The sequence below is a fragment of the Lacrimispora sp. genome, assembly GCF_036758025.1.
GTDB lineage: Bacteria > Bacillota > Clostridia > Lachnospirales > Lachnospiraceae > Lacrimispora.
In genome coordinates this window covers 1-12,171 of the sequence record NZ_DAIOXM010000045.1, presented here as the reverse complement: position 1 = coordinate 12,171, position 12,171 = coordinate 1, and the positions used below count along the sequence as shown (strand labels likewise).

Below are 12,171 nucleotides of genomic sequence, written 5' to 3'. Positions count from 1 at the left end.
TTTCTCAGCACCAGATCCAACTCAAATACTCCGTCCTTCATTCTGGCAATAGGGGTGATGGTGTTGTGGGGCTCCCCGTCTGTCTCCGCAAAAACAAAAGCATCTTCATCGGTATAGGCTCTCCAGGCTTCTAAAATCTTTGTTCCAAGATTGATTAAGTCCTCAGGATTTTTGCTTCTGGTTCTTAAGACAGACATGGGCCATCTGACGATTCCGGCTTCCACAGATTCAAAGCCCTCTGCTCGGAAGCAGACTTCCATAGGGGCCTTTGCCATGGCAAAGGTGTAATTGCCTCCCTGAAAATGGTCGTGGGAAAGGATGGAGCCTCCCACAATGGGAAGATCGGCATTGGAGCCCAGGAAATAGTGAGGGAACAGTTTGACAAAGTCAAATAACTTCACAAAGGTTTCCCTCTCTATTCTCATGGGAATATGCTGTCCGTTAAAAACAATACAATGTTCATTGTAATATACATAGGGGGAATACTGGAAACCCCACCGGCTGTCGTTCATCGTCAAGCGGATGACCCTGTGGTTATTTCTGGCCGGATGGTTTGTCCTTCCTGCATAGCCTTCATTCTCCATGCAAAGAAGGCACTTGGGATAGCTGCTCTGTTTTGCCAGCTTGGCCGCGGCAATATCCCTGGGGTCTTTTTCCGGCTTGGAAAGGTTCACCGTAATATCTAAGTCTCCGTATTTGGTGGGAGCCAGCCAGTGCATGTCCTTTTTAATCCGGTATCTGCGGATGTAATCGGAATCCTGGCTCAGCTTATAATAATATTCGGTTGCAGCCTGGGGGGATTGGTGGTTATAAAGTCCCCAGAACCGGGTTTCCACTTCACTGGGTCTGGGCATTAAACAATTCATCAGCTTTGTATCAAATAAGTCCCTGTATGTAATGGTATTTTCTTTTATCACTCCGGTTTCAAAAGCATAATCCAGCAGTTCTTCCAATACGGCTTCCAGGCTGATTTCTCCCGTATCTCCTTCCGGTTCTATGTATTCATCCATGTTCATCACATCGAGAATCTGGTTCAGAGCATAAAAACGGTCCTGTTCTTTGATCAGTCCTGTGTCAAGGCCATACTGCACCAGCTTATTAATCGCCTCATAAATCATTGTGCTATCCCTCCTGGTTTCTTTTTCAGCTTTTTTCCATCCTATTATACCTTTCACATAGGCTCAAAACAATATAATATCTTTCTATTTGTTATAATTTTTCTATGAAACTTCTGATCCGCTGTATGATTGTGCTGCCCAGAATTCCGATTACAAGCCCGGCTCCTGTACCCGCTAAAAGGAGGAAAGGAAGATAAAAAAAGACCCCTGCCTGCTGAACCACAAGGGCTGCCACGCAAATCTGTCCGATGTTATGTCCCACTCCGCCTAAAATGCTGATTCCTGAGATTCCAAACCAGTTTTTCTTCCTGGCAATGACCATCAAAAGCATACTGAGTGCCCAGCCTCCAAGGCTGTAAAGCATACTGAACATATTTCCAAAGGTCAAGCCTGCCAAAATGATCCTGAGAAGGGAAATCACAACTGTGCCGCTTATTCCAACAGTGAAAAGCCCGGCCAAAGTCACCAGATTGGCAAGGCCCAGCTTCACTCCCGGTATGCCCAGGGAAATGGGAATCAGGGTTTCTATAAAACTGAGAACAAATGCCAGAGCAATCATCATTCCATACAATGCCGCCATATGGGCTGAATATTTCTTTTTCATAAAAATCTCCTTCGTTTTTCTTTCCGCTTTTATTTTATCACACTTTCATACCTGCGTAAAAGAAAAATCCGGAAAACGGTTTTATTTCCAGCAAAACCGTTTTCCGGAACTTAATAATTATCTTATTTCTGAGATGCCTGGCTTAAACAGTCTTTCACACCGTTTACAAAGCCGCTGATGTCAATGCTGACAGATGCGATTGCATCAGTGTATCCGTCTGCATTCATCAGGCCTTCTACTGTTTGCTTATCCAGCACATACTTTGCTAACTCTTCTGCCTGCTCATGCCACTTAGGGCCGTTTTCTGTCATCACATATTTTCCATCCATGGAAAGCTGGCTCTTTTTGCTTCCATCTTCCTTTAAGCAGTCCCAGGTCAGGGCTGTGATGGTTTTGTCCTTGATGGTCATTACCACCAAATCTTTATAACCGTTTTTATCGAATTCGGCCCCCTCATAAGTATAGGTTCCGTCTTCTAAAGCTCCGTTCCCGGCAGTTTTCTGGGAAGCCTGGCTTAAGCAGTCTTTTACACCGTTTACAAAGCCGCTGATATCTATGCTGACGGATGCGATTGTATCGGTGTATCCGTCTGCGTTCATCAGGCCTTCTACAGACTGGTTTTCCATGACATATTTCACCAGTGCTTCCGCCTGCTCATGCCATTTGGGTCCGTTTTCTGTCATTACATACTTTCCGTCCATGGAAAGCTGGCTCTTTTTGCTTCCGTCTTCCTTTAAGCAGTCCCAGGTAAGGGCTGTGATGGTCTGATCCTTAATGGTCATTTCCACCAGATCCTTGTAGCCGTTTTTATCAAACTCAGGAGCTTCATAGGTATAGGTTCCGTCCTGTAAAGCTGCCTCGGCACTTCCACCGGAAGCCTGACGGAGACAATCCTTTACTCCGTTTACAAAGCCACTGATATCTATGCTGACAGATGCGATTGTATCCGTATATCCGTCTGCATTCATCAGGCCTTCTACAGACTGGTTTTCCATTACATACTTCACCAGCGCTTCCGCCTGCTCATGCCACTTAGGACCATTTTCTGTCATGACATATTTTCCGTCCATAGACAACTGGCTCTTCTTGCTTCCGTCTTCCTTTAAGCAGTCCCAGGTCAGAGCTGTAATGGTCTGGTCTTTGATCGTCATTTCTACAAAATCCTTGTAGCCGTTTTTATCAAATTCAGGAGCCTCATAAGTGTAGGTTCCGTCCTTTAAGGATGTCTCAGCACTTCCTTCGGAAGCCTGGAGGAGACAATTCTTTACACCATTTACAAATCCGCTGATATCAATGCTGACAGATGCGATTGTATCCGTATATCCGTCTGCATTCATCAGGCCTTCTACGGACTGGTTATCCATCACATACTTCACCAGTTCTTCTGCCTGCTCATGCCATTTAGGTCCGTTTTCTGTCATCACATACTTGCCATCCATGGAAAGCTGGCTCTTCTTGCTTCCGTCTTCTTTTAAGCAGTCCCAGGTCAGAGCTGTGATGGTCTGATCCTTAATGGTCATTTCTACAAAATCTTTATAACCGTTTTTATCAAACTCAGGTGCCTCATAAGTGTATGTTCCGTCTTTTAAAGCGGTCTGAGAACTTCCCTCGGAAGCCTGACGGAGACAATCCTTTACTCCGTTTACAAAGCCGCTGATATCAATGCTGACAGATGCGATTGTATCTGTATATCCGTCCGCATTCATCAGTCCTTCTACAGACTGGTTATCCATCACGTACTTCACCAGTTCTTCTGCCTGTTCATGCCACTTAGGTCCGTTTTCTGTCATTACATACTTTCCATCCATGGACAACTGGCTCTTCTTGGTTCCGTCTTCTTTCAGGCAGTCCCAGGTCAGGCTTGTAATGGTCTGATCCTTGATGGTCAGTTCAACCAGATCCTTGTAGCCGTTCTTGTCAAATTCAGGTGCTTCATAAGTATAGGTTCCGTCCTTCCAGGAAACAGAATCTGTACTTCCGGGCTCTTCTGCTTTTTCCGTTTCCTTTGGAGCCTCTCCCCTCGCCTGGGCAAGAGCCTGATCCACGGCTTCCTTAATCGCATCGCTGCTTAAAGTAGCGCCGGAAACAGCATCAACCTCTGTGGACTGCTTCTTGACAATGGCATCCGTAAAGCTGGGAACAACCATGCTCAAAAGAGTCTCTTTCTCTCCATCCACCTCAATGGACTGAATGGCCTTATCCGTCACTGTCACCTCTACTGTGACCATTCCGCCATAACCTTTTGCAGTCCCTGTATACGTTCCGGGAGTATAGACTGCCGGTCTGGCTTTACTGTCAATCGCGTTGTAAAGGGAATCCGAACCCAGTATGGCGGCTCCGGCCAGTATAACCATGGCCCCTAACCCGATATAACCATTTCTCTTTGCATTTGCATTACCTTTTTTCATATTTTCCTCCTGTGTTGGTAAGCTTTGTTTTTATTTTAACATACTTTGGGCGTTTTCAGCAATCACTTTTTTTCATTTTTATTTTATTTTGTATGGGATAAAATTTTATGATATAATCCAGAGGAAACTGCTTCGGAAAAACCACGAAAAACAAAGAAGGGCTGATAACATGAACATAAAAAGATATAAAAAAGAAGGCTTACTGATTGTTATAATTTTATTAATATCCGGCGCATTGCTCCTGGCAAACCGCATTATTTTTTCCAAGCCTGCCAATCAGGTGGAAATTTCGGTCAACGGGGAAGTAGTCCGGACACTGGACCTGGATCAGGACGCAGATATCCTGATCCAAGGCTACGGAAACGGCACCAACCGCTTTGTGATCCAGGACGGAAAGGTGCACGTCTCAGAAGCCACATGCCCGGATAAGCTCTGTATGCACCAGGGCTGGGTTCAAATAACAGGGGAAAGCCTTGTGTGTCTTCCCAACCGGGTAATGGCCCGCATTATCGGAGAATAATGCTTAATCCACTCTTTTATCTCCCCAGAAAAACAGGCCTACTGTACCGGGACCGGTATGGGAGCCTATGACAGTTCCGATGCTGTTTATAAGCACCTTTTCTGAAAGCCTGGGGAAGCGTTCCTCCACAAGGGCTGCCAGTTCTTTGGCATCCTCTTCGCAGGCGGAATGGACCAGAAAGCATTTTCCGTTGTAATCTCTTCCATCCCTTGCATGAGCCTCCATGGTCTTAACGGTTTCCTGGATGGCTTTTTTCTTTGTGCGGATCTTTTGACGGGGAATCAGACGGCCCTGAAAATCAATATTCATAAGGGGGCAGATATTAAGCACAGTTCCAAGTATGGCTGATGTGGCTGAAATCCTTCCGCCCCGTTTAAAGCTGGTCAAATCAGTGGAGAAGAACCAGCTATTGATAAACAGCTTGTTTTCCTCTGCCCAATCTCTGGTCTCTTCAAAGGAAACTCCCTTATCCCGTAAATCTGCCAGGGCATCCATTAAAAGCCCGTAGCCCACGGAAGCGTTAAGGGAATCTACAATGGCAATCTTTCTTTCCGGATACTTAGAAAGCATTTCCTCTCTGGCAACACAGGCGGAATTATGAGTCCCGGAAATGCCGGAGGACAAGGTGATATGAAGAATGTCCTTTCCCTCTTTCAGATAAGGCTCAAAAAAGTTACAGTACTCTTCCACGTTAACCTGAGATGTTACAGGCGCTGCCCCCTTGGCTATCCGGTCATAAAATTCATCAAAGGGGATGCTCTTTCCTAAGTCATCGGGATAGGTAACACCATCCATTGTATAATGAAAGCACACATAGGGAATCCGGCGCTCCTTAAAATATTCCTCTGTCATATCTGCTGTGGAACAGCAGGACAAAATAAATGAATCCATATCTGGATACCTCCTGTTGTAAATTGACTCCATTCTATCATATTTTCTTTTGAATTGGAATCATTACAGTAAATTCTGTTCCTTCATCCAATTTGGAACGGACGGAAATAGAACCTTGATAAAAATTTACAATGTGCTTGACAATGGAAAGGCCCAGCCCTGTTCCGCCCTGCTTCTTGCTTCTCCCTTTATCAACCCGGTAAAACCGTTCAAATATGCGGCCTAAGGCTTCCCGGGGAATTCCCATTCCGTTATCCCTGACACGGATGGCCACGTTCCGGTTTTCCTCTGTCACGGTGACCCACACCTGCCCTCCCGGCTTATTATATTTGATGGCATTGCTGATCAGGTTTCCGAACAGTTCCTTCATCTGCTGGTCATTGGCATAAATACCAAGGGGCTTGCAGTCTAAATGAATGGTAACTTCATGGGAGGCTGCCAGAGGCTTTAAGGAAGCGATGATATCGTCAAGGAGAATGGTCAGGCGCACATCGGTCTTTACCACCTCTGCCTCCTTTGTCTCCAAACGGGATATCATCAGGATATCATTGATCAGATTGTTCATATTCCCGGCTTCTTTTTTGATGCGCCTTGCAAAGTCCTTTTTCTGCTCCTCATCTTCAATGATGCCGCTTTCCAAAAGCTCTGCGTATCCCTGTACAGAGGTGATAGGAGTTTTCAGTTCGTGGGAAGCATTGCTGAAAAACTCCTGGCGGATCTGTTTTTCCAGTTCAAGACGGTTTAGGTATTCCTTTACATTTCCGGACATTTTCGTGATGGTTTCCGCAATGATGTTAAGTTCCGGATACTGGTAGGTTTCAAAGGATAAGTCTGCATAATCCCCATTTACTTTCAGCATTTCCTGGGATATTTCATTCAGGGGCTTTGTAATGGAACCGGCAAAGCTATCCGCAGAAAAAGCGGAATACATAATTGCCACAAAAAAGCTGAGCCACACTGCAGGAAGAAGAAGGGCTAAATATTCTTTCATTCCGGTATAGGGAGTTGCCATGCGCAGAATATAATCTGAGTTTTGGGAACGGACTGCCACATAGAGCATATTTTCTTTCACGGTCTGAGAATACCGCCTGGAGGCTCCTTCCCCTGTATTTAAGGCTTCTTCTACTTCTTCCCTGTCCAGATGGTTGACCAGAGCGGAGGCGTCAATATTCTCTGTATCTGCAACTACACTTCCGTCTGTCCGGATCAGGGTAAAACGGCTTTGGTTGTCATGGAAAGTCTGTCTCAGTTCATTGATCATATCCTCAGGGGTGCCTGAGTAATCCAATACATGATCCATGACTTTTAAGGTATAAAGCATGTCATTTCTGGAGGTCTTAAGCAAAGCGCTGCTGGAAGCAATATAAAAAATAAAGCTGCTGAGCGCCAGTACCACTAGAATAATCTGGATAAACTTGACAAAAATCGCTTTGCGCATGGGCTGTCTGCCTCCCTAGTTTTCTGCTCCTACAAAACGGTACCCAACTCCCCGGACGGTCTTAATACAGGCTCCGCCGTTTTCTCCCAGCTTTTGCCTCAGGGTACGGATATGCATATCCAGGGTCCTGGTTTCACCGTCATAATCATATCCCCAGATATGGTTAAGAAGCTCGTCTCTGGTCACAACCTTGCTGTGGTTTTCCATCAAATACTGAAGCAGCTCAAATTCCTTTAAAGTCAGCTCCACTTTTGTTCCCTCGCAGAAAACCTCTCTGGTCTTCTTATTAAGGCTTAAGAAGGACTGCTCCAGTTCATCCCCTTGAACCTGTTCTCGCACACTGCGGCGCAGAAGGCTTCTGATTCTGGCTGCCAGCTCCATAACGCCAAAGGGCTTTGTCATATAATCGTCAGCTCCCCCGTCTAAGCCTGCCACCTTGTCAAATTCCCGGTCCTTTGCGGTCAGGACCATAATGGGCATATATTTAAGGGGATCCATGCTCCTGATTTTCCGGATGGCAGACAGCCCATCCATGCCGGGAAGCATCAGATCAAACACTGCCAGAGCCGGCTTATCTGATTCAATGCCTTTTAAGGCATCTTCTGCTTTTTCAAAGGCAGAAACTTCATAGCCAAACCCTTCCAGGGCAATTTTGATCAGATCTCTGATATTATCGTCGTCTTCAACAATATAAATCCGTTCCATAGAATCTTCCTTTCATCACAAAAAGCCATTCTGCCTAACCTTACATTTCATCCTTTACATAGCCGGCAATGTTATAAGCATGGTCTGAAATCCGTTCCAGATTGCTTAAGGCATCTAAGAAAATCACTCCGCTTTCCGGCTTGCAGTCCTGGGCAAACAGACGCTCTATGTGATTTTCCCTCATTTCCTCTTCCAGGCTGTCCACCCGTTCCTCGCTCTGAGCCACTGCACGGGCTTCGGCCATGCTGGAATCTGCCTTGGCCTTTATAGAATGTTCCAGGGAAGCCCGGACAGCCTGAAGCATTTCCTTCATCTCACCCTCTGCCTCCTGGGAAAAGACAATATTCCTGTCTGCTTTTATCACTGCCAGCTCAGACAGGTTTTCACAGTGGTCGCTGACACGTTCAAAGTCACTGACCGTATAGAAAAGATTTCTGACCTGAAGATGCTGCTCCTCATTTAAGGACAGGTTGTCTATTTTTACCAGATAGTCTGTGATGATTTTTTCGTATTCATTAATCCGCTGTTCCATTTTCAGGACCTGTGCCGCTGCCTCCCGGTCATTTTCAAGAAGAGCCTTTTCAGCAAAATCAAAGTTCTTTAAGGCTGCATACCCCATGTTTACTACTTCATGATTTACGTTTTCAATGGCAAAGGAAGGGGTTTCTAAAATTCTGTCATCCAGATGGCGTTTTGCTTCCTCTGCAAAATCCGGGGTTTCTTCCTCAGACTGTTTGCTCTCTCTCACAAACAGTCCGGAAGCCTTTACTAAAAGCCCTGAAAATGGGAATAAGAGGATGGTATTTGTCACATTAAACACCGTATGGAATATGGATATTTCCACACTGCTGATGGAGGAGGCTGCAAGAGTCCGGTTAAACTGGAACCATATAAACATGATTATTCCGAAAATAACAGCTCCTAAGGTATTAAAAAGGAGGTGAATGACAGCCGCCCGTTTTGCGGTCTTATTGGCTCCCATACTGGAAAGCAGAGCGGTTACACAGGTTCCGATATTCTGTCCCAGGGTAATAAAAATAGCTGATTGCCAGTTTACAATTCCATTAAGAGCCAGAGTCTGCAAAATTCCCACTGAAGCGGAGGAACTCTGAATAATACCGGTTACCACCAGACCTGCCAGGATTCCAAGGAGAGGATTTCTTCCCAGAACAGTAAAGGCCTGGCTGAATATGGGGGCATCCCGGTAAGGAGTAATGGAGTCTGACATAAAGCCCAGGCCGATAAATAAAATACCAAAACCCACTAAAATAATACCTGCCTGCTTTTTTCTCTCGCTTTTTGAAAAAAGGTTTAAAACTGCTCCCACACCCACAAGGGCCGGTGCGAAAAACTCCGGTTTCAGCATTTCGCCCCATTCGTTCATGGAAACAATCCAGCTTGTGACCGTAGTTCCTATATTAGCTCCCATTATGATGCCCACAGCCTGCTGGAGATTGATCAGCCCCGCATTGACAAATCCTACTACCATAACCGTGGTGGCAGAGCTGCTCTGGATAATGGCTGTGATTCCGGTACCTAAAAGCACTCCCATCAGTTTGTTGCTGGTCAGTGCCCCTAAAAGCTGCTGCATCTTGTTTCCTGCTGATTTCTGCAGGCCGTCAGCCATGGTATCCATTCCATACAGGAACATTCCAAGACCTCCGATAAACTTAAACAGCATTTGTATTCCCTCTGTTGACATAGTATCCTCCAATTTTTTTCATAATATGACACGTTTTGTAAGTAATATATCAAGTTTATGTAAAGTTTTGTGCATATTAATGTAAAATCCATGTAAAATTTTATCTCAATGTAAAATCTCTTTATAGAGCCGAAGTACATTTCCGTAAAAAACAGCTTCAATTTCCTGTTCTTTGAAACCAGCCCTCTTCATGGCAGCCTCCAGAGCAGGAAGCTCTTCAGCGGATTTCATCTCCAGATTTCCTTCAATTCCGTCAAAATCAGACCCAAGGCCGATACAGCCGATTCCTCCCACCTGCTTCATATGCTTCATATGGGATACCATGTCTTCCATGCGGCTTACAGGATCTTCCCCCTTTTTCCAGTCACGAAGAAACCAGGAGCAGTAATTGATTCCTGCCACCCCTCCCCGCGCTGCTATCATTCGGAGCATTTCATCGGTTAAATTCCGGGGGCAGGAGGCAATGGTTCTGGCATTGGAGTGGCTTGCTACAAAAGGCTTTTTTGTATGTTTAAACACCTCCATAATTCCTGCATCGGACAAATGGGCCACATCAATGATCATGCCCAGGTTTTCCATCTCTTTTACAAATTCAATCCCTTTTTCTGTAAGGCCGTTTTCCTCATCCGGTTCAAAAAAGGATTCTCCATTCTCTTCCCACATCCGGTTGGGATAGGCCAGTTCATTTTTGTAATTCCAGGTGAGGGTCATCATCCGGACTCCCAGGCGGTAAAAGTTCCTTAAAAAACTCAACTCTCCCTGGCAGACGCCGCCCTCTTCTATGGTGAGCATGGCGGACATTTTCCCATCTTTCCGGTTTCGTTCAATATCTTCATAGGAAGTTACAATTCCTATGATATCCTTATATTGTTCAAGCTCTGTATAAAATAAATCCACCAGCTTCATGCAGTATTCAAAAGGCCGTTCACACCTGCCTAAATTGGTATACAGGGCAAAATTCTGCAGGCAGTAATCACCCTTTTTCATACGCTCTAAATCAATGTGGCAGTTATTTCTCAATATGGAGTGCTCTTTTCCTTCTTCTTTTCTGTAAAAAAGCTCCGAGATAGTGTCACAATGCATATCCACAACCTTCATGATTTTCTGTCCTTTCCATGATCCGTCAGATTTTACCAGCACAAAAGGAGTAACCTCCAAATGAGTTACTCCTTTTGTAACTATGCAAATAGTATCACCAATATGATACATTTGCAAGAAAATATTCCATTCTCAATCGCTGCGCAGTGCGTCGATAGGGTGTAAATTGGCGGCCCTTCCGGCAGGCATATAACCAAAGAGCAGACCGATTCCCACGGATACGCTGAAGGAGACAATGACCGCCCCCGGAGTGGGCGTCACTGTCATGCCCATGAACCTTCCGATAACCGTAGATGCCACAGAGCCCACTGCAATTCCTGCTATCCCTCCAAGGGAGCTGGTAACAGCCGCTTCTATAACAAACTGCTGCATAATGCTGCTCTTTTTCGCTCCAAGAGCCTTTCTGATTCCGATTTCCCTGGTTCGCTCTGTTACAGATACCAGCATGATATTCATAACCCCCACTCCTGCCACCAAAAGGGAGATTCCGGCAATGCCGCCCAGCATCATGGACATCATGGCAATCATGGAGTTTAAGGAATCCAGCAGCTCACTCATGGCTGTGATCCGATACAGGGAATCATCCTTAAAGATCCCATAGAGAAAGGTGTTGATGGTTTCCTTGGCCTCCGCAGTCCGTTCCATATCAGCTGTCGCAAAGATATAGCTGCTGATATTGGCGTTATTGCTCATTTTAACCGCACTGCTGTAAGGAAGGTACAGCACATCATCGGAGCCGCCCGCCTCCAGTTCATCCTCATTTTGTCTGGAAACCACACCGATGATCCGGAAGGTGTAACCGTTTATTTTAATGGTCTGGTCAATGGCCTTTTGGGCGCTTCCGTATAAGTCCCAGGCCACATAGTAGCCCACCACGCAGACTTTTTGCCTGGAAAGAATATCAGAATACTGGAGAAAACGGCCGGCCTCCAGGGCCTGGTCTTTCATTTCCAGATATTCTTCGCTCACTCCGGTTACAGTGGTGTCAGTCAGAGACTCTGTCCCCTTTTTTATGGAGGCAGACAGGGAAACATTGGGCGTCATCCGGGCAAAAAACTCCCGGTTCTCTTCATAAAACTGATACATCTCCTCCTCTGTCACGGACCTGGAGGAGAGATTGGACACATTTACATTGATCTGGTTGGTTCCCATGCTGGCAAAGCTTTCCGTCATATAGGACATCTGCCCGTTTACCAGACTCACTAAAATAATGACCGAAGCCACTCCTATGATGATTCCAAGCATGGTGAGAAAGGAACGCATCTTGTTGCTCCAGATGCTCTTTAACGCCATTTTAAAGGATTGCAGAATATTCATTTACGTCTCCATCAAAATTAATCTTGCCGTCATGAACCCGGACCACCCGTCTGGCTTCCATGGCAATGGTGCTGTCGTGGGTAATCATAACAATGGTATTTCCTTCGTCATTCAGGGTTTTTAAGAAATCCAGAACTTCCCGGCTGGTTTTTGAGTCCAGGGCTCCTGTCGGTTCGTCGGCCAGAATCAGGGAAGGGCTTCCTGCCAGGGCTCTGGCTATGGAGCCTCTCTGCTGCTGTCCGCCCGAAAGCTGGCTGGGCAGACTTTTCCATTTTTCTTCCAGGCCTACCCTCTTAAGGGAGTCCATGGCACGCTCCCTCCGTTCAGCAGCCCCTGACCCTGAATACAGAAGGGGCAGTTCCACATTTTC

Annotated in this window: 11 protein-coding genes; 1 reads left to right on the top strand and 10 read right to left on the bottom strand. The window is 45.8% G+C overall.

Annotated features, from left to right (window positions below):
• The 3 genes from V7M78_RS21535 to V7M78_RS21525 form a co-directional block, all read right to left on the bottom strand.
• The coding region (locus V7M78_RS21535; RefSeq protein WP_333653100.1) for a UDP-glucose--hexose-1-phosphate uridylyltransferase at positions 1–1,118 on the bottom strand (1,118 nt) is incomplete at its 3' end.
• Positions 1,119–1,209: 91 nt separating this feature from the next.
• The gene (locus tag V7M78_RS21530; RefSeq protein WP_333653098.1) at positions 1,210–1,722 is read right to left on the bottom strand and encodes a Gx transporter family protein; all 513 of its coding nucleotides are present in this window, start codon (positions 1,720–1,722) and stop codon (positions 1,210–1,212) included.
• 122 nt (positions 1,723–1,844) lie between these two features.
• Positions 1,845–4,130: an FMN-binding protein gene (locus V7M78_RS21525; RefSeq protein WP_333653095.1), complete on the bottom strand. Its 2,286-nt coding sequence runs from the start codon at positions 4,128–4,130 to the stop codon at positions 1,845–1,847.
• A gap of 169 nt (positions 4,131–4,299) precedes the next feature.
• On the opposite strand from V7M78_RS21525, the gene V7M78_RS21520 reads away from it, so the two are divergent.
• Entirely contained in the window at positions 4,300–4,650 is a 351-nt protein-coding gene (locus V7M78_RS21520; protein WP_333653093.1) for a NusG domain II-containing protein, read from the top strand.
• 3 nt (positions 4,651–4,653) lie between these two features.
• Here the strand turns inward: V7M78_RS21520 and V7M78_RS21515 are convergent, their stop codons facing one another.
• The 7 genes from V7M78_RS21515 to V7M78_RS21485 all read right to left on the bottom strand — a co-directional run.
• On the bottom strand, positions 4,654–5,541 hold the full coding sequence (locus V7M78_RS21515) for a DegV family protein (RefSeq protein WP_333653091.1): 888 nt from the start codon (positions 5,539–5,541) through the stop codon (positions 4,654–4,656).
• Positions 5,542–5,578: 37 nt separating this feature from the next.
• Positions 5,579–6,979, bottom strand: a complete 1,401-nt coding sequence (locus tag V7M78_RS21510; RefSeq protein ID WP_333653089.1) for a sensor histidine kinase — start codon at positions 6,977–6,979, stop codon at positions 5,579–5,581.
• A 15-nt stretch (positions 6,980–6,994) separates the two neighbouring features.
• Positions 6,995–7,684, bottom strand: coding sequence for a response regulator transcription factor (locus tag V7M78_RS21505; protein ID WP_333653084.1), 690 nt, complete (start codon positions 7,682–7,684; stop codon positions 6,995–6,997).
• 40 nt (positions 7,685–7,724) lie between these two features.
• A complete protein-coding gene (locus V7M78_RS21500; RefSeq protein ID WP_333653082.1) occupies positions 7,725–9,386 on the bottom strand; it encodes a Na/Pi cotransporter family protein in 1,662 nt (553 codons plus the stop codon).
• A 105-nt stretch (positions 9,387–9,491) separates the two neighbouring features.
• Positions 9,492–10,484: a dipeptidase gene (locus tag V7M78_RS21495; protein WP_333653105.1), complete on the bottom strand. Its 993-nt coding sequence runs from the start codon at positions 10,482–10,484 to the stop codon at positions 9,492–9,494.
• A 132-nt stretch (positions 10,485–10,616) separates the two neighbouring features.
• Positions 10,617–11,795: an ABC transporter permease gene (locus V7M78_RS21490; protein ID WP_333653102.1), complete on the bottom strand. Its 1,179-nt coding sequence runs from the start codon at positions 11,793–11,795 to the stop codon at positions 10,617–10,619.
• On the bottom strand, positions 11,779–12,171 hold a 393-nt coding region (locus tag V7M78_RS21485), incomplete at its 5' end, for an ABC transporter ATP-binding protein (RefSeq protein WP_333653080.1). The genes V7M78_RS21485 and V7M78_RS21490, both read right to left, overlap by 17 nt.

What these genes read in the sequence shown, in the direction of transcription:
- V7M78_RS21530 (WP_333653098.1), bottom strand. Translation starts at nt 1,722, where the DNA reads ATGAAAAAGAAATATTCAGCCCATATGGCGGCATTGTATGGAATGATG.
- V7M78_RS21525 (WP_333653095.1), bottom strand. Translation starts at nt 4,130, where the DNA reads ATGAAAAAAGGTAATGCAAATGCAAAGAGAAATGGTTATATCGGGTTA.
- V7M78_RS21520 (WP_333653093.1), top strand. Translation starts at nt 4,300, where the DNA reads ATGAACATAAAAAGATATAAAAAAGAAGGCTTACTGATTGTTATAATT.
- V7M78_RS21515 (WP_333653091.1), bottom strand. Translation starts at nt 5,541, where the DNA reads ATGGATTCATTTATTTTGTCCTGCTGTTCCACAGCAGATATGACAGAG.
- V7M78_RS21510 (WP_333653089.1), bottom strand. Translation starts at nt 6,979, where the DNA reads ATGCGCAAAGCGATTTTTGTCAAGTTTATCCAGATTATTCTAGTGGTA.
- V7M78_RS21505 (WP_333653084.1), bottom strand. Translation starts at nt 7,684, where the DNA reads ATGGAACGGATTTATATTGTTGAAGACGACGATAATATCAGAGATCTG.
- V7M78_RS21500 (WP_333653082.1), bottom strand. Translation starts at nt 9,386, where the DNA reads ATGTCAACAGAGGGAATACAAATGCTGTTTAAGTTTATCGGAGGTCTT.
- V7M78_RS21495 (WP_333653105.1), bottom strand. Translation starts at nt 10,484, where the DNA reads ATGAAGGTTGTGGATATGCATTGTGACACTATCTCGGAGCTTTTTTAC.